Origin of the sequence: Synechococcus sp. CS-1329 (genome assembly GCF_025128055.1) — a bacterium.
Classification (GTDB): domain Bacteria; phylum Cyanobacteriota; class Cyanobacteriia; order PCC-6307; family Cyanobiaceae; genus Regnicoccus_A.
In genome coordinates this window covers 39159-58428 of record NZ_JAHLYS010000016.1, presented here as the reverse complement: position 1 = coordinate 58428, position 19270 = coordinate 39159, and the positions used below count along the sequence as shown (strand labels likewise).

The window sequence follows — 19270 nt, the reverse complement described above, 5'->3', positions numbered from 1 at the left end:
CTCAAGCCGGGGCACAGGTGGGAGCGTCAGCGCTGGAACTGGCCGAACTGGGCTTCGTAGAGCGCATCTTCCTGGCCCGCCAGCAGGTTCAGATCGCTGCGGGGATAGGAGACACAGAGGAGGGCATAGCCCTCGGCCTGCAGATCGGCCTTGACACCCATGGCATCGGGCTGATGCACCTCCCCCTGGCGCAGGCGGGCCGCGCAGGTGGTGCAGACTCCGGAGCAGCAGGAACTGGGCAGGGGAACACCCGCCTGCTCAGCGGCCGCGAGCACGGTCTGATCAGCCCGGCAGGGAAAGATGTGGCTGACGCCGCCGAGCTCGGCGGTCACGGTGAAGCTGTCACTCATGGCGTGATGGGGACGCGGCAGGGAGGCTGTGCAGCCGGTGATTCATGACTCCATCTTCCCGGATGGCGGGTCCTCCTCCGGGGGCAGCTGCAGCCACTGACTGGGGTGCGGGGCCAGGTATTCCGGAGGCTGAGGCTGGCCGGGAGCGCAGGCCGGAGCCGTCAGGCAGAGATCAAAGCTGATCGAGAGGCGCAGGTCATCCTCGTCCTCGCTGGGCAGCACGGCGTGGTCGGTGCTGGAGGGAAAGAGCAGCAGCAGGCCGGCCTGGGGGGCCACGTCGTGCCAGCCGGCATTGAGGGGATGACCCGGGACGATCGGCCCGTCATGACCCACCGCCAGGCCAGGCACCAGCTCATTGCTGAGACGCCCATCGAAGAGGCGCAGGCATCCGTTGCGGCCACTGCCATCGCCGTTGAGGTAATAGACGGCGCTGAGGTGGGCGTTGGGGTGGTGATGGCGCCCCACCACCTGACCGGGCTCCGCCACCACGGGCCAGCAGCGCTGCAGATGCAAGCTGACGCGCTCAAGATCAAAGCCGAGATCCCGCAAGTAGCGCTGGGCTTCACGGCTCACCTGCTCCAGCAGCCAGCGGAACTCAGGCCACTGCTGCAGTTGCCAGACGCCATGAAGATCGCCGGTCCAGGCACAATCCGGATCGGGATTGGACTGCATCTCGCCGCGCAGGCTCAGCACCTGCTGGAGCATCAGGGCCGAATCGAGGGGATCCGGCCTCAGTTGCACCCTGGCGATCGCCAGGGGAAAGAGGCTGAGGATCGCTCGATCAGGCTCAGGCCATGGCTGTTGCACCACCCACCACTTCCAGGATCTCCTGGGTGATGGCCGCCTGGCGGGCCTTGTTGTAATCGAGGGTGAGGCTCTTGGCGAGGGCCTTGGCGTTGTCGCTGGCGTTGTTCATCGCCGTCATCCGGCTGGCCAGTTCGCTGGCCGCCGACTCCTGCAGCGAGCGCAGCAGCTGATTCTCCAGATAGAGCGGCAGCAGGGCATTGAGCAACTGGTCCGGGCTCTGCTCAAAGACAAAGTCGGATTCCAGAGCAGGCTCTGCGTTCGCTGCGGTACCGCGCTCCACCGCCAGCTGACCTTCCCGGGTGGTGAGGCGGAAGATCTCATCATCGGGGCTGGCGATGCCCTGGGGATCCAGCGGCAACAGGGTCTGGGAGACCGGAGCACTGCTCACCAGATTGATGAACTTGGTGTACACCATCTCGACGCGGTCGGTGGAGCCGGAGAGGAATTCGGCCAGAATCTGATCGCCGATGGCGCGGGCCTCTTCAGCGTTGGGCACCTGATCCAGCCCCGTGAAGGTGGCCGTGATCGGATAAGAACGGTTCTGAAAGTAGGTGGTGGCCTTGCGGCCGATCAGCACCATCGAAATTTCATAGCCCTGGCCCTTCAGTTCATTGAAGCGCTGTTCCGTGCGTTTGATGATGTTGGCGTTGTAGCCCCCGCAGAGACCCCGATCGGCGCTGACCGCCAACAGGGTGATGTGGCGCAGGGGCCGCTCCTGCTCCAGCAGGGGCGTGTTGACCACGTCTTCGAAGCGCAGGCGGGACTGGAGGTTCTGCAACACCCGCGCCAGACGGTCGGCGAAGGGCCTGGAGCGCAGCACCTGCTCCTGGGCGCGCCGCACTTTGGCGGCAGCCACCAGGCGCATGGCCTCGGTGATCTTGCGGGTGTTCTTGACCGAACTGATCCGGTCGCGGATTTCCTTGAGGTTGGCCATGGATGGGGGACCTCAGGCGGCGGCCAGAAGGGTGGACTTGACGTCGTCGATGGCGTCCTTGAGCATCGTCTCCGATGCCTCGCTGAGCTGCTTCTCGCTCTGGACGTTGGTGATGAACTCAGGCTTGTTGGACTTGAGGTAATCGCGCAGCTCGCGGCAGAACTCCACCACCTGATCCACGGGTACCTCATCGATCAGACCTTTGACGCCGGCGTAGACCACCGCCACCTGCTCCGCCAGGATCAGCGGGCTGTACTGGGGCTGCTTGAGCAGCTCGCGCAGACGCTTGCCCCGGCCCAGCTGGGCCTGGGTGGCGGCATCGAGATCGGAGGCGAACTGGGAGAAGGCCGCCAGTTCATCAAACTGAGCCAGTTCCAGCTTGAGGGTGCCGGCGATCTTCTTGATGGCCTTGGTCTGGGCTGCGCCGCCCACCCGGCTGACGGAGATACCCACGTTGATGGCGGGCCGCAGACCGGAGTTGAACAGATCGGAGCTGAGGAACACCTGACCGTCGGTGATCGAGATCACGTTGGTGGGGATATAGGCGGAAACGTCGCCGGCCTGGGTTTCGATGATCGGCAGGGCGGTCATGCTGCCCTTGCCCATCTCATCGGAGAGCTTGGCGGCCCGCTCCAGCAGGCGGCTGTGGCAGTAAAAAACGTCGCCGGGATAGGCCTCACGACCGGGGGGACGGCGCAGCAGCAGCGACATCTGGCGGTAGGCCTGCGCCTGCTTGGTGAGGTCGTCGTAGACCACCAGAGTGGCCTTGCCCTCGTACATGAAGGATTCGGCGATGGCGGCACCGGTGTAGGGCGCCAAATACTGCATGGCGGCGGGCTCGGAGGCACTGGCGGCCACCACCACGGTGTAATCGAGGGCGCCGCGCTCGCGCAGCACTTCCACCACGTTGGCCACCGAGGCTGACTTCTGGCCGATGGCCACATAGACGCAGACAACGTCCTCACCTTTCTGGTTGAGGATGGTGTCAATGGCGATGGCGGTCTTGCCGGTCTGGCGGTCGCCGATAATCAGCTCACGCTGGCCGCGGCCGATGGGGATCATGGCGTCGATCGCCGTGATGCCGGTCTGCATCGGCTCATGCACCGACTTGCGCTGAATGATGCCGGGAGCCATCGACTCGATCAGGCGGGTCGAGGTGGTGGCGATCTCGCCCTTGCCGTCGATCGGCACGCCCAGGGGGTTGATCACCCGGCCGAGCATGGCCTCGCCCACCGGCACCTCGGCGATGCGGGTGGTGGCCTTGACGGTGCTGCCTTCCCGAATACCGATGCCATCGGTCAGAAGCACGGCGCCGACGTTGTCGTCCTCGAGGTTGAGGGCAATGCCTTCACTGCCATCGTCGAACTGCACCAATTCACCGGACATGACCTGCTGCAAGCCATAGATCCGGGCGATGCCATCACCCACCGAAAGCACGGTTCCAACATTGCTGACCGAAACGGATTTGTCGTAGTCCTCGATCTGCTGCTTGAGGATGGCGCTGATCTCGTCGGGGCGGATGGAAACCATGGATGGAAATCCCCGGGCGGGGAGGCGATGGAAGGGAGTGGAGGACGGAGGGGGGAGGGGCTAGCCGGCCTTGGCCAGCGCCAGACCGAGACGGCGCACCTGGCCGGCCAGGCTGGCGTCGATCACCTGGGAGCCCACGCTGACGACGAAGCCACCGATGAGGGCGGGGTCGATGTGCAGGTCGAACTCGACCTTGTCGGTGCCGGCAACAGCCTGAACCTTGGTGTGCAGGGCCTGCTGCTGCTGTTCACTCAGCGGCGACGCTGAGGTCACCCTGGCCAGAGCGATGCCCCGCTGTTCGCGATAGAGCACCAGGAAGCGGTCGAGCACCGAATCAAGGAAGGCAATCCGTTTGCGGTCGGCCAGCACCTTGAGCAGGGTCAGGAAGGTCGGAGTGACGTCCTTCTCGAACAGGCTGACCAGGGCTGCTTTTTTGGCCTCAGGCTCCAGCACCGGCGAAGCGAAGGCCGCACGCAGCTCAGGAGAGGCATGCCAGAGCTCGATCAGCTCCTTGGCTTGCTGAGCCACCAGGTCGGTTTCCTGACGCTGGTCGGCCACCTGAAGCAGGGCTTCGGCGTAGGGGGTGGAAATGGAGTTGAGCAATGGCATCAGGCTTGCCCGAGGCTGTTGATGGATTCGTCGATGAAGCGGGCCTGGGCGTCGGCATCGAGCTTGCCGGGCAAAACAGCCAGGGCCCGATCCACAGCCCGGCGGGCAGCTTCGCGGCGCAGCTGTTCGCTCACCCTGGAGGCTTCAGACTGGAGATCGGCGACAGCACCCTGCTTGAGGCGGGCCATCTCATCGACGGTGCGGCGCTCACTCTCCAGGCGCAGGGCGTCGGCGCGGGCCTTGGCATCGCTGCGAATCTTCTCAGCCTTCTTCTGGGCATCGGCCAGATCCTGTTTGGCGACGGCCAGGGCCACGGTGGTCTCCTGGAGGCGCTGCTCGGCATCCTGAAGGTCGGAGAGGATGGCCGCACGCCTGGCCTCGAGGATGCCGCCGAGCACCTTGGGCAGGAACCACACCAACGCGGCGATCACGATCGCCAGGTTGATGATGTTGGTGTCGAAGAGGTTCAGGTTGAGACCGAACCCCCCTCCCTCACTGGCGAAAAAAGGCGGGATCAAAAGGATGGTGCTCATTGGGCAGCCAGCAAACGGGTGACGATCAGATCGCCGAGCCGGTCGGCTTCCCCATTGAGGGTGTCTTCAGCCAGCTTGCGCTGGGTGTCGATCTCGCGCCGGGCGGCCTCGCGGCTGCCGTTGGCTTCGGCTTGGGCCGCGGCGAGGGCACTGCGGTAGAGCCGATCCATCTCCTGTTCGGCCGCCACAATCTGGGCCTGGGCCTGCTGGAGGGCTTCGCGCAGCTGCTGGCGCAGGTCAGCCTCCAGGCGCTCGGTCTGAGCCAGCTGCTGCTTGGCTTCGGCACGGCTGGTGGAGATGTAGCTCTCGCGCTCTTCGACGGTCTTGCCGACAGGGCGGAAAAAGAGGGCGTTGAGAATGAAGGTGAGGAGGACGACCTGAACCGCCATCAGCGGCAGGGTGGCATCGAGGTCGAACAGACCTCCCTCGGGAGCACCTGCTGCGGCAAGCAATAGCCAGCTGGTCATGGGGCGGGGACGCTGGAGGGATCGGGTGGACCGCGCCGACCTGGGGCCGGAGAGGACGGATTGGGGCAGGCAAGCGGGGGATCGGGGACCGTGGCCTCAGCCCCGGTGCCCCGTTCCTGCCGCAGACAATCAGGCGAAGGGGTTCGCGAACAGCAGCACCAGGGCGACGACCAGGCCGTAGATGGTGAGCGCTTCCATGAAGGCCAGGGAAAGCAGCAGGGTGCCGCGGATCTTGCCCTCGGCTTCGGGCTGGCGGGCGATGCCTTCGACAGCTCCGCCTGCTGCGGTGCCCTGGCCGATGCCGGGGCCGATGGCGCCGAGGCCGACGGCAAGACCGGCAGCCACAACAGACGCTGCAGAAGTGATGGAATCCATGGTGGAACGTTGGGGATGTGGGGCGCCGGAAAAGCGCGGGTTGAACCTGGCGCCTGGGACATCTCCGCTGGGGAGATGGGCCCGGTTCAGACCGGACCTGCGCGCAGGAGATTTAGCAGAACGGCTGACCGGCCCACGGGGGGCTGATCAACCTTGGAGGGATCAGTGCTGCTCTTCGTGCACCGCTTCACCGATGTAATAAGCGGCGAGGGTGGCGAAGATCAGAGCCTGAATGGCGCTGGTGAACAGCCCCAGGAACATGGCCGGCAGGGGCACCACCAGGGGCACCAGGAAGGCCAGCACCGCCACCACCAGTTCGTCGGCAAGGATGTTGCCGAACAGACGGAAGGAGAGCGAGAGCGGTTTGGTGAAGTCCTCGACGATCTTGAACGGAAGCATGATCGGCGTGGGCTCCACGTAGTACTCGAAGTACCGGAAACCCTTGCGGCTCAAGCCTGCGTAGAAGTACGCCAGCGACACCAGCAGCGCCAGGGCAATGGTGGTATTGATGTCGGCCGTGGGGGCACCCAACTCACCACTGGGCAGGTGAATCAGCTTCCACGGCACCAGGGCACCGCCCCAGTTGCTGACGAAGATGAACAGGAACAGGGTGCCGATGAAGGGCAGCCAGTCGCGGTAGGCCTTCTCGCCGATCTGCTCCCGGGCCAGATCACGCAGGTAGCCCCAGATGAACTCCAGCAGGTTCTGCACACCCCGCGGATCACGCTCCAGCTTGCGGGTGCCGGCCACCACAAGCGCCAGCAGGGCGCCGATGACGAGCCAGGAGCTCAGGAACACCTGGCCATGGATCTGAAATCCACCGATGTTCCAGTAGAGGTGCTGACCCACCTCCAGTTCGGCGAAAGGAAGAGAAAAAGGCAACGGAACCATCGAGGGGTACAGAGGTGCCGCTGAAGCGACGGATGGGGTGATCAGAAGATCGAGGGATCGCTGATCAGGGGCGGACGAAGGCCTGAAGCAGAAGAGCCGGCTTGTAGAGCAGGAACCCGATCAGGGCCGGAAGGATCTCCAGCTGAGGAACCCTGGAGCAGCCGAGCACGAGCACCACCGGAACCAGCAGCTGACCCTTGCCCACCTGTTTGGAATCGGGACCGATACGGCCAACGCTGCGGGCCAGTAGCCGCAGGTAGAGCATGCCGGAAGCCGCTCCAACCGAGAGGCTCAGAGCTGTGGTGCGATCGAACAGATAGGCGGCCACGGGGACTGCCAACACTGAAACGACCAGGGTGGAGAGCAACAGACGCCGTTGCAGGCGCAGGTACTCGTCCATGCCGTTGTCGGGCTTGTCCACCACGGGGGCGGACTCGGGGGATGGAGCCGGCGGCACCAGGGTGGGGACCGCCAGTTCTCTCCCCGCCAGGCCACGCAGAAGGACAACCCGCAGATCAGAAGCCTCCTGGGGGGAATCCTCAGGGGAATCAGGCCCGGCCGAAGGGCCGGATGCGGGAGTGGCCTGCAAGCGCGTCAGCACATCGTAAAAGGCGCGCGGAATCTATCACGAAGCTGTTACATCCCAGTGCCGGCCAAGCCGCCACCAGGGGCCAGCAGCAGCAGGCGGCGGCTCCAGAGGCGGCGCGCCACCGCCGCCTGTCGATCGGGCGTCCAACCCAGGGACAACTGGCCGATCGGGCTGAACTCCGGGGCCGCCTCCAGGGCCTTCAGCAGCGCCAGCTCCTGATCGTCGAGCTCGATCGGCCTGAGGTCAGGGTCCAGCAGCGTCGCCCCCGGCCAGCCCCACAGGCAGGGGTTGCGGCTGCCGCCGGCTGCCAGCAGATCCCCGTCGCTGTCCCAGGAGCTCAGACGCAGGGGGCCCCGGCTGAGGAAGAACTCGAAGTGGCTGATGTCGGGATCGAGGCTTTCCACCAGCGCCCAGCGGTCACGGTCGGGCAAGGCCCTGGCCCGCTCCAGCAGCTCCCCCTGCAGCAGCCGTGCCGGATCCCAGGTTTCGGGATTGGAGAAGCCGGCGAACTCCAGCCCTGCACTGGCCACGAAGCGGAACAGGCCATCCAGCTGATAGCTGGTTTCCTGGGGGTGGAGGTACATGTCGGCGAAATTGGCGTCCGCCGCGGTGTCGAGAGCCCAGCGCTGCTCGTGATGGCGGCGCAGACGATTGCCCTGCGGCAACTGCTCGAACAGGGCACGGCCCAGGCGCAGGCCCTCGCCATCGCCCACCACCTGCAGGGCCGTCAGGGCCCGCTGGACCCGATGGATCTCCCAGCGACCACCATCGGCGTAGAGAAACAGGTGCAGCAGGCCACCGGGCTTCAGCAGCTTCGCCAGGGCCTGAAGACCCGCCTCGGGCTGGCGCAGGTGGTGCAGGACCCCCACCGAATTGATCAGATCGAATGGGCCTTCGCCATCGAGCTCCAGCAGGCTGCGCTGCTCGAGCCGCAGGGAGGAGCAGTGGCGGGCGCCACCGGAGCGGCGCAGCCGCTCGCGGGCCACTTCAAGGGCACCGGCGCTGATGTCGACCGCCAGGATCTCCGAGCCTGGGTTGAGGTGAGCCAGGTAGTCGGTGCTGACGCCGGTGCCGCAGCCGGCGTCCAGCAGGTGTGGAGGCGGGCCTGTGTCCGGCAGGCGGCCCGTACAGGCACTGCTGACGCAGGGGTAGCTCCAGCGCCAGTTGTACCCAGGTGGCGGGCCGTCCTGGAGTGGATCCCCCGGGTAGGGGAAACGGTCGTAGAAGGCACTCACCGCCGGCGTGGCGGCATCGGCGGGGCCAGAGCTCATCGGGGCAGCACAGCAATCCTTGGGGAGCTTTTCATGGGCCGCCCCCCGACCATCGCCAGCAGCCGCGGGGGATGGTCCAGCGACGGTCCGCTGCAAACATTTGTTCATGGCAGCCGGGAGGACAGGAGCCCAGCCGTAACGTGATCAGGCCCGGTACACGCCCGTTCATGACCGTGACCGCCAGCAGCGGCAGCACCAGGGTCAGCCCTCAGCTCTACGACACCCTGCCGCTCTCCAGCGTCCGTCAGGCGGAGCAACAGGATCGCTTCCCCGAGAAGGTGGAGCTCGAGACTTTGCTCACCTTTTACCGAAGCGGCTCGGCCCGCGTTGAAGCGGCTCGGCTGATCTCCGCCAATGCCGATGCGATCGTGGCCAAGGCCGCCAACCGCATTTTTGCCGGCGGTACGCCGCTCTCCTATCTCGACGCTCCCCTGACCCCCTTCAACGTGGGTGCGCTGGAAACCACGGTGTTGGCCAGCGACCAGGTGGCCGCCGCCACATCCGTGCGTACCTTTGCCCAGGGCAGTGGTGGCACCGGTCTGCTGGGACGGATCCTCGAAGGAGTCCAGGCCGATGCCGACGTGCGGGTGGTACTCCCCGCCGGCTTCAGCCCCATCAGCGTGGCCCGCTACGGCACCGAGCGCATGCGCAAGTCGCTGCGCGACATGGGCTGGTTCCTGCGCTACGTGGGCTATGCCCTGGTGGCCGGCGACCCCAGCATCCTCGCGGTGAACACCCGCGGCCTGCGCGACGTGCTCGAGAAGGCCTGCTCCCTGGCCGCCACCAACGTGGCCCTGCAGGAGATGCGGGCCGCCGCCGCCAACCTGTTCAGCAAGGACTCGCAAGCCAGGCAACTGGTGATCGACTGCTTCAACGTGCTGCTCAAGGAGCTGGCAGTTCCCACCCCCTCGGCGCGCCAGCGCCTGGGCAGTCCCGAGAATCAGGGATTGCAGCTGCCCGCCATCTATGCGCTGGCCGCCGAATCCCGTCAGCGCTTCGTGATGAAGCAGGGCCTCTCCGGCCGCGAGAAGGCCGAGGTGATCCGTGCCGCCTACCGGCAGGTGTTCCAGCGGGACATCGTCAAGGGCTACTCCCAGGTGGTGGCCCCCGTGGAAGCCACCCAGGTGTCGCAGGGACAGCTCTCGATGCGGGAGTTCATCCGTGCCCTGGGCCGCAGCAAGGAATACCGCCGCCAGTTTTACGGCCGCTTCTCCAACAGCCGGGTGGTGGAACTGGCCTTCCGTCATTTCCTCGGCCGTGGCGTCAGCACGATCGAGGAATTCCGCCGCTACTTCGCCATCGTCAGCCAGCAGGGACTGGCCGGCCTGGTGGACTCCCTGATCAACACCCAGGAATACGCCCAGACCTTCGGGGAGGAAACCGTTCCTTACCTGCGCGGTCTTGGTGAAGAGGCCCAGGAGAGTGCCGGCTGGGGCTCGAACCGCAAGCTCTTCCGCTTCAGTGCACCCTTCGAAGGCGCCCCGCAGTACATCACGCTCTACGCGTCGTACCGCCAGCCCCTGCCCGATCAGCACCCCTACGGCGGCGGCAACGACCCCCTGGGCCTGAATTACGGTGCCATCTTCCCCTCGGGGACGGCCTCAGTGGCCACTCGCTCGGCCCCCTTCAACGACGACACCCGTCGCATCCTGGTGGGCAACGGCATGGCCGAACCCGGCCAGATGAACAGCCCCCAGTTCCGGAGCTCCACCCCCCGACGCGTCGGTCCGAAGGTGGTGAGGTTGCAGCAGATCGCCACCGGTGGCGGCTCGGTGCCCCGCCGCGGGGGCCAACCCAGCATCCGCGGCACCGAAGCCAGCACCCAGGCAGTGATCAGGGCCGTCTATGTGCAGGTGCTCGGCACCAGCGGCTACGACGGTGAGCAGCTCAAGGTGGAGGAGATCAAGCTCGAGAACGGCGACATCAGCCTGCGCGAATTCATTCGCCAGGTGGCGCGCTCCACAGCGTTCCGGCGCCGGTATTGGGCCAACCTCTACATCACCAAAGCGATTGAGGTGATGCACCGTCGCCTGATCGGGCGGCCCACCTTCGGGCGACGTGAGCTCAACAGCTACTTCGACACGGCCGCACGCCAAGGCTTCTATGGCGTCGTCGACGCCATGGTCAACAGCCCGGAATATCTGGCGGCCTTCGGTGAGGACACCGTCCCCTACGAGCGCTTCATCACCCCCACGGATCTCAACGCCCGCAGGGTTCCCGCCCTGCGCCGTGCCATCGATCCCTCGACCATTGCCGACCTCACCCCAGTGAGTCGGCCCCAGACGGGCCCGGTCAGCAGCTTCCGCAGCAGTGGTGATCTGACGCCGCGCAATTTGCCTGACCGCCGCCTGCGCCAGGTGGTGGGCGGCTGGACAGCCCGTTTCGCCGATGGCGAAGCGGCTCCGGCCACCCCTGTTGGCAGCAGGTCCCAAAGCCTGCGTCAACCCCCCGAGCCCAGCCGCCGCTGGCGGGTGGCCCCCTCAAGGCCAGGCACTGCCTCCAGTGGCTGGAGCTCGAAAGTCGGCAGCGCTGCGCGGGTGGCCACCCCAGCTCGCGGCCAGGTCACCGGTGGCTGGAGCGCTCAGGTCAGCGCCAATGGCATCAGTGCCGCGATGGCTCCCCAGGCCGGTGCAGCCATGGCCAAGGCCCTCGGTGGGGCACGACCCCAGGGCTTCAGTCGCCGCCGCAGCCTCGGCCAGCCAGTGATGCTGCTGCCCGAGGCCGATGAGGCCATGCTCCAGCAGGTGGTGGAAGCCACCTACAGGCAACTGCTGAACCGGATCCCTCTGGCGGCTGAGCGTTTGGGAGATGCTGAATCGCAACTGCGTGACGGACGCCTGTCGGTGTCGGAGTTCGTGGCGGTGATCGCCGGATCCGATCTCTTCCAGCAGCGGCTCAACCGCATGGCACCGCTGCGGGCGGCCTCAGCGGCCTATCTCGCCCTGCTGGGCCGGGCCGCCCAGCCCAAGGAGGTGAGCCGTTATCTGGCCACCCGCGGCAAGCAGGGCCAGCTGGCCGCCCTCGACGACCTGCTCTCCGGCAAAGAATTCGCCAGCAGCTTCGGCCGTGACACGGTTCCCTACATCAAGGGTATGGCCAGCGCCGATGGGATCCCCTTGGCCACGGTGAATCGCACAGCTCTGCTCTATGCCGGCAACGCCGGGCTGACGCCGCCTCCCCGCGGAGCGATCTGAGCCAGTAGGAGCTGAATTGTCACCCCCGAACGGAAGTTCGGGGGTTTTTTTGATGAAAAGATGATGTCTTTGGCTTCATCTTTGTTGAGGAATTAAGCCTCGACAACTGGGCAGGCCTGCAAAGTGTGAACAAACTCAGCGGTTTTCCCTTAGGCGCAGAATAGGCCAGAGCCGTTGCCTGCCAAGGGATCTGATCTGATCACGCCGCCGTGAAGAACTGTTACCGGCCCAGGGAAGGGTGGCCTCCTCTGCCGCAGAATGACTCGGCGGACGGCAAGCCTGTTCGCCAGCCCACTCTCCCGATCAAACCGTTGGCGTTCACGTCAGCCAAGTGAAGGAGCGAGGGGCATCCCTTACCCACCGGATATCGGTCTCCATTACGGCGACCGCTTGTTTCGAGGCAGAACTGCATGAGCATCGTCTCCAACTCGATCATCAACGCGGACGCCGAAGCCCGCTACCTCAGCCCTGGCGAACTCGACCAGATCAAGTCCTTCGTCGCCGGCGGTCAACGCCGTCTGCGGGTGGCTCAGGTCTTGGGCGAGAATCGCGAGCGGATTGTGAAGCAGGCTGGCGGCGCCCTCTTTCAGAAGCGTCCCGACCTGATCTCACCTGGCGGCAACGCCTACGGCGAGGAAATGACGGCCACCTGTCTGCGTGATGTCGACTACTACCTGCGCCTGGTGACCTACGGCGTTGTAGCGGGTGACGTCACCCCGATCGAAGAAATCGGCATCATCGGCGCACGCGAGATGTATCGCGCGCTTGGCACTCCCCTGGAGGCCATGGCCGAGGTCGTCCGTGAGCTCAAGAACGCCTCCCTGGGGCTGCTCACGGGAGCCGACGCCGAAGAGGCAGGCTTCTACTTCGACTACGTCATCGGCGCCCTCTCCTGAGGCTTCGCCTCTCCTTGCCCACCGCCTCTTCCCAGGACACATGCAAGACGCGATCACCAACGTCATCAACCAGTCCGACGTTCAGGGTCTTTACCTGGACGACTCCTCGATCGGACGGCTGGAGCAGTATTTCTCCAGCGGCGAGCTCCGTGTCCGCGCCGCGGCCACTGTCGGTGCCAACTCGGCAGCGATCATCAAAGAAGCCGTCGCCAAGACCCTGCTCTACTCGGACATCACCCGTCCGGGCGGCAACATGTACACCACCCGTCGCTATGCAGCCTGCATCCGCGACCTGGATTACTACTTGCGCTACGCCACCTACGCCATGCTGGCGGGTGACACTTCAATCCTCGACGAGCGTGTCTTGAACGGGCTCAAGGAGACCTACAACTCCCTGGGGGTGCCCATCGGCGCCACTGTCCAGTCGATCCAGGCCATCAAGGAAGCTGCCGCTTCGCTGGTGGGCCCCGAGGCTGGCCGTGAACTCGGCACCTACCTCGACTACATCAGCTCCGGCCTGGGCAACTGATCCCCACCCCACGCCCAACCCGCGAGGATCACCACATGCGCCTGTTCAAGATCACAGCCTGCATTCCCTGCCCTGAAAAGGTCAGGAGCCAGCGGGAACTGCAGAACACCTTCTTCACCAAGTGGGTGCCCTACGAGAGCTGGTTCGCTGAACAGCAGCGGATCATGAAGCAGGGGGGCAAGATCCTCAAGGTTGAGCTCGTCACGGGTCGCCGTCAGGTCAACGTCGGCAACTGAGCGCTCCACCGGGCTCTCGTTTCAGATTGGCTCATTCTGTAAAGCCCGGCTCAAGCCGGGCTTTTTTTTGTCCCAACCCCCTTTCGCCGAAGCCCCAGCCACGGCTGAATAGGGGACTTCAGTCCTTGCGCCAGTCCTAGCCGGCCCCCATGACCCGACGCCCCAGGAGCCCAGCCAAACCACGCTCGAGACCTCAGCTGAGCGTGGCTGAACCCACAACGGCTCCGCCACCACTGAGCTGGGCCCAGTGGCCCGCCGAAGCCAGGCTGCTACTGGTGATGGTGGCCATCTGGTGCCTGGCCGGGCTGCTGATCCTGGGCTCGGCCAGCTGGTGGGTGGCCGCGCGGGAGAACGGGGATGGTGCCTTCTACATCAAGCGCCAGGCCATCTGGATGGTGGCCAGCTGGGGGTTGCTCGTTCTGGCGATGCGCACCTCACTGCGACGCTGGCTGCGGCTGGCCGGCCCGGCCGTGCTGATCGGCGGTGTCCTGATCGCCGCCACCCTGGTGGCAGGCAGCACAGTCAATGGCGCCAGCCGCTGGCTGGTCGTTGGACCGATCCAGATCCAGCCGTCCGAGCTGGTGAAGCCCTTCGTGGTGCTGCAGGGGGCCTCGCTGTTCGCCCACTGGAAGCGCATCGGCCTGGATCAGAAAGCGCTCTGGCTGGGCACGTTTGGAACCCTGCTGCTGCTGATTCTCAAACAGCCCAACCTCAGCACCGCCGCCCTTACAGGTCTGCTGCTCTGGTTCATGGCCCTGGCGGCCGGCCTGCCGCTGTTCTCACTGCTGGGCACCGCAGCTGCCGGAGGGGCCCTGGGGGCTGGCAGCATCATGATCAATGAGTACCAGCGGCTGCGGGTGGTCTCCTTCCTCAATCCCTGGAGCGACGCTCAGGGCGACGGCTATCAGCTGGTGCAGAGCCTGCTGGCGATCGGCTCCGGAGGGGTGCTGGGGGAAGGGTTCGGCCTCTCGACCCAGAAGTTGCAGTACCTGCCGATCCAGTCGACCGACTTCATCTTTGCGGTCTTCGCCGAGGAGTTCGGCTTCGTCGGTTCGCTGGTGTTGCTGCTGTTCCTGGTGCTGTTCGCCTTTGTGGGTCTGCGGGTGGCCCTGGGCTGCCGCAGCAATCAGCAGCGCCTGGTGGCCATCGGCGCCACCACCCTGCTGGTGGGCCAGTCGATCCTCAACATTGCCGTGGCCAGCGGCTCGATGCCCACCACGGGCCTGCCCCTGCCGATGATCAGCTACGGCGGCAACTCCCTGCTCGCCAGCCTGCTCAGTGCCGGCCTGCTGATCCGCTGTTCGCTGGAATCCCGGGGCTGGGAGAGTCGACCGCTGGGCCGCCGCCGTGGCGACGACGACGGGGTCAGAGCCAACCCTGCCCCGATAGGCTGAACATCGTTCTGGAGCAAGAGATCTGGCCCTCTCGGATCTTGCCCTCTGGAGTGAGCAGCTGCTGCAGCACGCTCTCTCCGCGCCCGGGCCACTGACGTTCACGGTGGTGTTCGCAGCTGGCCTGCTCACCAGCCTGGGACCCTGCTCGCTCTCACTGCTGCCGATCACGGTGGCCTACATGGCCGGCTTCTCCAGCCCTGAGGCGCCGGGGCAACCGTGGCAGCGCAGCCTCAGTTTCGCCCTGGGAATCGTGGCGGCCCTGGTGATCCTGGGGGGCACCACCTCCCTGCTCGGGCGGCTCTACGGCCAGGTGCCAGGAATGGTTCCCACCGTGGTGGCCCTGCTGGCGGTGCTGATGGGCCTGAACCTGCTGGGGCTGGTGCGTCTGCCCCTGCCGGCCGGCCCCGATCCCGAGCAGTGGCGCCAGCGGGTGCCGGCCCGCCTGGCCCCCCTGGCGGCAGGTGCCGCCTTCGGACTGGCGGCCAGCCCCTGCACCACTCCGGTGCTGGCGGTCTTGCTGGCCTGGATCGGCCAGCAGGGACGGCCTCTGGTGGGCATGGTGCTGCTCACCTGCTTCGGAGCGGGCCAGGTGATTCCCCTGCTGCTGGCGGGCACGGCGGCGGCGGCGATGCCCCGGCTGCTGGCCCTGCGGGAGCGCAGCCGCTGGATCCCGCCGATCAGCGGCGCGGTGCTGCTCGCCAGCGGTGGGCTCACCCTGCTGGCCCAGCTGCCATGAGGGCCCTCAGCCGCTTGGGCGCCTGGATCTCGGATCTGCGCCTGGCCATTGGCCTGCTGCTGGTGATCGCTCTGGCCAGTGGCCTGGGCACGATCATTCCCCAGCAGGAGAGCGCCGAGGCCTACCACCAGGCCTACGACACCAAGCCCTGGCTGGGGCTGCTCGATGGCGACTGGATCCTGAAGCTGGAGCTGGACCACGTCTATGCCAGCACCTGGTTCCTGGCGCTGCTGGCCTGGCTGGGGCTTTCGCTGGTGCTCTGCAGCTGGCGGCGCCAGTGGCCCGCCCTGCAGGCGGCCCTGCGCTGGATCGACTACCGCTCCCCACGCCAGCTCAGCAAGTTGAGCCTGGCCGAATCGCTGGCCACAGCCCAGCCCAGGGCCGACCTCGACGCCTTGGCCCGGTTGCTGGCGGGCCAGCGCTGGCAACTCAGGACCCAGGGCGATCGGCTGGCGGCCCGGCGCGGGATCCTGGGCCGGGTGGGCCCCCTGCTGGTCCATGCCGGCCTGGTGGTGCTGATGGTGGGGGCCTCCTGGGGGGCCCTGGCCGGTCAGCGGCTGGAGCGCTTTCTGGCCCCGGGCCACGACCTGCAGCTGCTCAACCAGCGCGGTGAGAACCAGATGACCCTGGCGATCGATTCCTTTCGAATCGAGCGCGATCCCGCCGGGCGTCCCGAGCAGTTCCGCTCCCAGCTGCGCCTGCTCGATCCCGATGGGGAGCCACTGCAGAACAGCGAGATCAGCGTCAACCATCCCCTGCGCTTCCGCGGGATGACTGTGTACCAGGCCGACTGGTCGCTGGCTGCAATCACCGTGCAACTGGGGCGCAGTCCGCTGCTGCAGCTGCCGCTGCGCAGCCTGCCGGAGCTGGGGGAGCAGGTGTGGGGCCTGGCCCTGCCCACCAGGCCGGACGGCACGGAACCGGTGCTGCTGGCCCTGGGCAGCGAGCTGGGTCCGATTGATGTGTACTCAGCCCAGGCCCAGCTGATCGGTCAGATGACCCCTGGAGGAGAGCCCCTGGAGATTGGCGGCCTGCCCCTGAAGGTGGTGGAGGTGATGCCCGCCAGTGGCCTGCTGCTGAAGCGGGACCCGGGGGTGCCGCTGGTGTACGGCGGCTTTGCCATCGCCCTGCTGGGCAGCGGCCTCAGCCTGATTGCCACCCGCCAGCTCTGGGCCATCGCCGATGACGATCAGGGCCAGTTGCACGTGGGCGGGCTCTGCAACCGCAACCTCACGGCCCTGGCCAACGAACTGCCGCTGCTGCTAGAGCAGCTCAGAGCCGGCTCTGAACTCAGCAAGCCTGCCGCTGGCCGTGGCTGACCCGGATCACCGTGTGCACATTGCCGCGGGGATTGAAGTCGGCCTCCAGCTGCATCCAGACCGGTTCGGCGCTGGCCACCAGATCATCCAGGATGCGGTTGGCCACCTCCTCATGGGAGATGCTGCGGTCGCGCCAGCTGTTCACGTAGAGCTTGAGGGCCTTGAGTTCGAGCACGCCGGGGCCTGGCTGATAGATCAGACGCAGCACGGCGAAATCGGGATAGCCGGAGAAGGGGCACTTGCAGGTGAACTCCGGCAGCTCGATCGCCACCTCATAGGCGCGGCCCCGGCGGGGGTTCTCGAAGCAGATCAGCGGCGTCTCCTCGCTGATGATCCGCTCGCCGTAGAGCGGGCTGACGGTGCCCGCCCCAGTGCTGCTGGCTGCTGAGGGGGTTGCGGAAGCTGGGGAGGAGGCGCTGAAGGGGGATGGCATCGGTGATCGCAGGACGGAACGACAGAGGAGCCCGATCGTAGGAACGGCCAATCAATGAAGATTACTGAAGTAACGCGGCTTTTTGTTCAATTTGAACAGCTTTTTTCGCTAGAAATGAACTGAAGGACAAAACGTTGGACACGTTTCGGAGAGCCCCTCAGCCCTCCTGTCGGAAGTAGCCCCCCGCAAGGCGAAGCAACGCTCCTTCCCACGAAGCGGCACCGGCCCAGGCGGGACGGTGATCTCCATCCCTTCGAGGCTCCAGTCATGACCACAGACCAGCTTGTCTATCGGGGCGTTCCCTATGGCAGCCAGCAGCACCAACCAGTCCCCAGCGTCGAACCGGTGGAGCACGTCTACCGAGGCGTTCGCTACCGCCTGCCGCTGAAGCATGAGCCCCACCCGGTGGATGAAAGCGTCGATCTTCACTACCGGGGCCACATCTACCACCATCGCCAGCAACAGGCGCAATTGGAGCTGCAGCAGGACTGAGGTCCGCCAGCCTGACGCCCCGTAACAACAGCTACGCCGAAGCCCTGCGCACTCAGGCCTAATGGCCCCAGTGCGCAGGGTCTTCCTTATGGACCTCCTCCTCGCCAGCAGTCACGGCGGCTTTCGCCTCAAGCCCCAGTCGGCCTTGGGGATGGTCTGGCTTCAGACCCATTTCGACGATGCCGTGTGGTCCCATCTGGCCACCGGCAGAGTTCAAGTGAGTTCCAGCTCCGCCGATCGGCTTTGTCAGGATGCCCTGTCCGCAGGGCTCCGGGTCAACCGCATCCCCAACCTTTCCCTCCCTCTCAGCGATCCCTCCTGAGAGACTTGATCCGAACCATTGGAGACTCCATGAAAAAAGTTGAGGCCATCATTCGTCCCTTCAAGTTGGAAGATGTCAAAGTGGCCTTGGTGAATGCCGGCATCGTTGGCATGACAGTGAGCGAAGTGCGCGGCTTCGGCAGGCAAAAGGGGCAGGTGGAGCGCTATCGGGGCTCTGAATTCACTGTGGAATTCCTGCAGAAACTCAAGCTCGAAGTGGTGGTCGACGATGACCGCGTGGACACTGTGGTGAGCGCCATCCAGGACGCAGCCCGCACGGGTGAGATCGGCGACGGCAAGATCTTCATCAGCTCCGTGGCCACCGTGATCCGCATCCGCACCGGCGACCGCGACAGCACCGCCATCTGAGCGCCACGGATCGCCACTGGCTTGCGAGCCGCGGCCAACCAGCGCTGCAACAGCCTCAGCCGGAGGCCCCATCGGGTCTCCGGTTTTTTTGTGCTCACCCCAAACGCTTGCGCTCAGCCAGCCGCGTTGTGGTCGTCAGAGAGGGTCTGGTGCACCAGGGCACGGATCAACTCGGCCGTGACTGGAGTGACGGCCCCATCAGCTGGCGCAGGCGCGGAGCGCAGCCAGAGCAGGTATTCGTGGTTGCCGGCAGGACCGGTGAGCGGTGAGGCGATCAGGCCCCAGGGCCAGAGACCAAGCGCTGCGGCAGCCGCGCTCACCGCCGTGATCGCATCGGCATGGGCGAGGGGATCACGCACCACGCCGCCCTTGCCCACCCGCTCGCGGCCCACCTCGAACTGGGGTTTCACCAGCAGCACGGCTTCGGCGGCCGTGGGCTGCAGCAGAGCCCGCAGGGCCGGCAGCACCAGGGCCAGGGAGATGAAGGAGACATCGGCCACCGCCAGATCGGGCCAGGGGTCAGCGGGGCCATAGAGATCTTCGGGACTGAGGCGGCGCAGGTTGGTGCGCTCGCGCAGCACCACTCGCGGGTCAGTGCGCAGGCTCCAGGCGGTCTGGCCGTAGCCCACATCGATGCCGTACACCCGCTCGGCGCCGTGCTGGAGCAGGCAGTCGCTGAAGCCGCCGGTGGAGATGCCGCCGTCGAGGCAGACGCGCCCCGCCACCTGCAGCGGAAAGCTCTCCAGGGCCGCCACCAGCTTCTCGCCGCCGCGGGAGACGAAGCGGGGCGGATGGCTCACCTCGGGCCTGAGATCTGGGGGCACCACCTGGCCGGGCTTGTCCAGCACCCGGTCGCCGCTGCGCACCCGCCCGGCACGGATCAACTGCTGCGCCTGCTGACGGCTGGCGGCCAGGCCCAGCGTCACCAGATGTTGATCGAGCCGCTGCTTGCCTGCCATCGGGATCCCGTGGGGGTCGACCCATAGATTGACCAG

General features: G+C 66.0%; 22 protein-coding genes. 9 read left to right on the top strand and 13 right to left on the bottom strand.

The genetic code is table 11. The features are described from left to right. Positions 1–26: 26 nt before the first annotated feature. The 11 genes from KQ304_RS02970 to KQ304_RS02920 form a co-directional block, all read right to left on the bottom strand. Complete coding sequence (locus KQ304_RS02970; RefSeq protein ID WP_259735627.1) at positions 27–350, bottom strand: 2Fe-2S iron-sulfur cluster-binding protein; 324 nt, start codon at positions 348–350, stop codon at positions 27–29. 42 nt (positions 351–392) lie between these two features. Beyond that, a complete protein-coding gene (locus tag KQ304_RS02965; RefSeq protein WP_259735626.1) occupies positions 393–1160 on the bottom strand; it encodes a 2OG-Fe(II) oxygenase family protein in 768 nt (255 codons plus the stop codon). Beyond that, positions 1138–2091 (bottom strand): F0F1 ATP synthase subunit gamma, encoded by a 954-nt coding sequence (locus tag KQ304_RS02960; protein WP_259735625.1) that lies wholly within the window; start codon positions 2089–2091, stop codon positions 1138–1140. Before KQ304_RS02960 ends, KQ304_RS02965 begins: the two co-directional genes overlap by 23 nt. Before the next feature lie 12 nt (positions 2092–2103). Next, positions 2104–3621: a F0F1 ATP synthase subunit alpha gene (gene atpA, locus KQ304_RS02955; RefSeq protein ID WP_259735624.1), complete on the bottom strand. Its 1518-nt coding sequence runs from the start codon at positions 3619–3621 to the stop codon at positions 2104–2106. Positions 3622–3681: 60 nt separating this feature from the next. After that, positions 3682–4230: an ATP synthase F1 subunit delta gene (gene atpH / locus KQ304_RS02950; RefSeq protein WP_259735623.1), complete on the bottom strand. Its 549-nt coding sequence runs from the start codon at positions 4228–4230 to the stop codon at positions 3682–3684. Next, positions 4230–4763, bottom strand: a complete 534-nt coding sequence (locus tag KQ304_RS02945) for a F0F1 ATP synthase subunit B (RefSeq protein ID WP_259735622.1) — start codon at positions 4761–4763, stop codon at positions 4230–4232. Before KQ304_RS02945 ends, atpH begins: the two co-directional genes overlap by 1 nt. After that, the gene (locus tag KQ304_RS02940; RefSeq protein WP_259735621.1) at positions 4760–5230 is read right to left on the bottom strand and encodes a F0F1 ATP synthase subunit B'; all 471 of its coding nucleotides are present in this window, start codon (positions 5228–5230) and stop codon (positions 4760–4762) included. Before KQ304_RS02940 ends, KQ304_RS02945 begins: the two co-directional genes overlap by 4 nt. Before the next feature lie 129 nt (positions 5231–5359). Then, positions 5360–5605: an ATP synthase F0 subunit C gene (gene atpE / locus KQ304_RS02935; RefSeq protein ID WP_094591272.1), complete on the bottom strand. Its 246-nt coding sequence runs from the start codon at positions 5603–5605 to the stop codon at positions 5360–5362. A 162-nt stretch (positions 5606–5767) separates the two neighbouring features. Beyond that, the gene (gene atpB / locus KQ304_RS02930; protein WP_259735620.1) at positions 5768–6496 is read right to left on the bottom strand and encodes a F0F1 ATP synthase subunit A; all 729 of its coding nucleotides are present in this window, start codon (positions 6494–6496) and stop codon (positions 5768–5770) included. 64 nt (positions 6497–6560) lie between these two features. After that, positions 6561–7085, bottom strand: coding sequence for an ATP synthase subunit I (locus tag KQ304_RS02925; RefSeq protein WP_259735619.1), 525 nt, complete (start codon positions 7083–7085; stop codon positions 6561–6563). Positions 7086–7132: 47 nt separating this feature from the next. Then, positions 7133–8356: a trans-aconitate 2-methyltransferase gene (locus tag KQ304_RS02920; RefSeq protein ID WP_259735618.1), complete on the bottom strand. Its 1224-nt coding sequence runs from the start codon at positions 8354–8356 to the stop codon at positions 7133–7135. A gap of 167 nt (positions 8357–8523) precedes the next feature. Between KQ304_RS02920 and KQ304_RS02915 the strand changes: the two genes are divergently transcribed. From KQ304_RS02915 to KQ304_RS02885, 7 genes are all read left to right on the top strand, one after another. After that, positions 8524–11550 (top strand): phycobilisome rod-core linker polypeptide, encoded by a 3027-nt coding sequence (locus tag KQ304_RS02915; protein ID WP_259735617.1) that lies wholly within the window; start codon positions 8524–8526, stop codon positions 11548–11550. A gap of 410 nt (positions 11551–11960) precedes the next feature. Then, positions 11961–12446: an allophycocyanin gene (locus tag KQ304_RS02910; RefSeq protein WP_197162626.1), complete on the top strand. Its 486-nt coding sequence runs from the start codon at positions 11961–11963 to the stop codon at positions 12444–12446. Between the two features lie 40 nt (positions 12447–12486). After that, on the top strand, positions 12487–12975 hold the full coding sequence (gene apcB / locus KQ304_RS02905) for an allophycocyanin subunit beta (RefSeq protein WP_006171987.1): 489 nt from the start codon (positions 12487–12489) through the stop codon (positions 12973–12975). Between the two features lie 35 nt (positions 12976–13010). Beyond that, the gene (locus KQ304_RS02900; RefSeq protein ID WP_006171988.1) at positions 13011–13211 is read left to right on the top strand and encodes a phycobilisome linker polypeptide; all 201 of its coding nucleotides are present in this window, start codon (positions 13011–13013) and stop codon (positions 13209–13211) included. Between the two features lie 203 nt (positions 13212–13414). After that, a complete protein-coding gene (locus KQ304_RS02895) occupies positions 13415–14605 on the top strand; it encodes an FtsW/RodA/SpoVE family cell cycle protein (protein ID WP_259735616.1) in 1191 nt (396 codons plus the stop codon). Between the two features lie 58 nt (positions 14606–14663). Next, on the top strand, positions 14664–15341 hold the full coding sequence (locus KQ304_RS02890; RefSeq protein ID WP_259735656.1) for a cytochrome c biogenesis CcdA family protein: 678 nt from the start codon (positions 14664–14666) through the stop codon (positions 15339–15341). Further along, positions 15338–16660, top strand: coding sequence for a cytochrome c biogenesis protein ResB (locus tag KQ304_RS02885; protein ID WP_259735615.1), 1323 nt, complete (start codon positions 15338–15340; stop codon positions 16658–16660). The genes KQ304_RS02890 and KQ304_RS02885 overlap by 4 nt, the downstream gene beginning before the upstream one ends. On the opposite strand, the gene queF is transcribed toward KQ304_RS02885, so the two are convergent. Next, a complete protein-coding gene (gene queF, locus KQ304_RS02880) occupies positions 16632–17093 on the bottom strand; it encodes a preQ(1) synthase (protein WP_259735614.1) in 462 nt (153 codons plus the stop codon). The two genes, KQ304_RS02885 and queF, sit on opposite strands and share 29 nt — an antisense overlap. Before the next feature lie 267 nt (positions 17094–17360). Here queF and KQ304_RS02875 point away from each other — a divergent pair, with 267 nt between their 5' ends. Together KQ304_RS02875 and KQ304_RS02870 are read left to right on the top strand one after the other, a co-directional pair. Next, positions 17361–17585 carry a DUF4278 domain-containing protein gene (locus tag KQ304_RS02875; RefSeq protein WP_259735613.1) on the top strand — a complete coding sequence of 75 codons (225 nt, stop codon included), beginning with the start codon at positions 17361–17363 and terminating at the stop codon, positions 17583–17585. A gap of 351 nt (positions 17586–17936) precedes the next feature. Beyond that, on the top strand, positions 17937–18275 hold the full coding sequence (locus KQ304_RS02870) for a P-II family nitrogen regulator (protein ID WP_259735612.1): 339 nt from the start codon (positions 17937–17939) through the stop codon (positions 18273–18275). Positions 18276–18388: 113 nt separating this feature from the next. Here KQ304_RS02870 and KQ304_RS02865 read toward each other — a convergent pair whose 3' ends face one another. Further along, positions 18389–19234: a TlyA family RNA methyltransferase gene (locus KQ304_RS02865; protein ID WP_259735611.1), complete on the bottom strand. Its 846-nt coding sequence runs from the start codon at positions 19232–19234 to the stop codon at positions 18389–18391. Positions 19235–19270 lie beyond the last annotated feature (36 nt).

What these genes read in the sequence shown, in the direction of transcription:
- KQ304_RS02970 (WP_259735627.1), bottom strand. Translation starts at nt 350, where the DNA reads ATGAGTGACAGCTTCACCGTGACCGCCGAGCTCGGCGGCGTCAGCCAC.
- KQ304_RS02960 (WP_259735625.1), bottom strand. Translation starts at nt 2,091, where the DNA reads ATGGCCAACCTCAAGGAAATCCGCGACCGGATCAGTTCGGTCAAGAAC.
- atpA (WP_259735624.1), bottom strand. Translation starts at nt 3,621, where the DNA reads ATGGTTTCCATCCGCCCCGACGAGATCAGCGCCATCCTCAAGCAGCAG.
- atpH (WP_259735623.1), bottom strand. Translation starts at nt 4,230, where the DNA reads ATGCCATTGCTCAACTCCATTTCCACCCCCTACGCCGAAGCCCTGCTT.
- KQ304_RS02945 (WP_259735622.1), bottom strand. Translation starts at nt 4,763, where the DNA reads ATGAGCACCATCCTTTTGATCCCGCCTTTTTTCGCCAGTGAGGGAGGG.
- KQ304_RS02940 (WP_259735621.1), bottom strand. Translation starts at nt 5,230, where the DNA reads ATGACCAGCTGGCTATTGCTTGCCGCAGCAGGTGCTCCCGAGGGAGGT.
- atpE (WP_094591272.1), bottom strand. Translation starts at nt 5,605, where the DNA reads ATGGATTCCATCACTTCTGCAGCGTCTGTTGTGGCTGCCGGTCTTGCC.
- atpB (WP_259735620.1), bottom strand. Translation starts at nt 6,496, where the DNA reads ATGGTTCCGTTGCCTTTTTCTCTTCCTTTCGCCGAACTGGAGGTGGGT.
- KQ304_RS02920 (WP_259735618.1), bottom strand. Translation starts at nt 8,356, where the DNA reads ATGAGCTCTGGCCCCGCCGATGCCGCCACGCCGGCGGTGAGTGCCTTC.
- KQ304_RS02915 (WP_259735617.1), top strand. Translation starts at nt 8,524, where the DNA reads ATGACCGTGACCGCCAGCAGCGGCAGCACCAGGGTCAGCCCTCAGCTC.
- KQ304_RS02910 (WP_197162626.1), top strand. Translation starts at nt 11,961, where the DNA reads ATGAGCATCGTCTCCAACTCGATCATCAACGCGGACGCCGAAGCCCGC.
- apcB (WP_006171987.1), top strand. Translation starts at nt 12,487, where the DNA reads ATGCAAGACGCGATCACCAACGTCATCAACCAGTCCGACGTTCAGGGT.
- KQ304_RS02900 (WP_006171988.1), top strand. Translation starts at nt 13,011, where the DNA reads ATGCGCCTGTTCAAGATCACAGCCTGCATTCCCTGCCCTGAAAAGGTC.
- KQ304_RS02885 (WP_259735615.1), top strand. Translation starts at nt 15,338, where the DNA reads ATGAGGGCCCTCAGCCGCTTGGGCGCCTGGATCTCGGATCTGCGCCTG.
- queF (WP_259735614.1), bottom strand. Translation starts at nt 17,093, where the DNA reads ATGCCATCCCCCTTCAGCGCCTCCTCCCCAGCTTCCGCAACCCCCTCA.
- KQ304_RS02875 (WP_259735613.1), top strand. Translation starts at nt 17,361, where the DNA reads ATGACCACAGACCAGCTTGTCTATCGGGGCGTTCCCTATGGCAGCCAG.
- KQ304_RS02870 (WP_259735612.1), top strand. Translation starts at nt 17,937, where the DNA reads ATGAAAAAAGTTGAGGCCATCATTCGTCCCTTCAAGTTGGAAGATGTC.
- KQ304_RS02865 (WP_259735611.1), bottom strand. Translation starts at nt 19,234, where the DNA reads ATGGCAGGCAAGCAGCGGCTCGATCAACATCTGGTGACGCTGGGCCTG.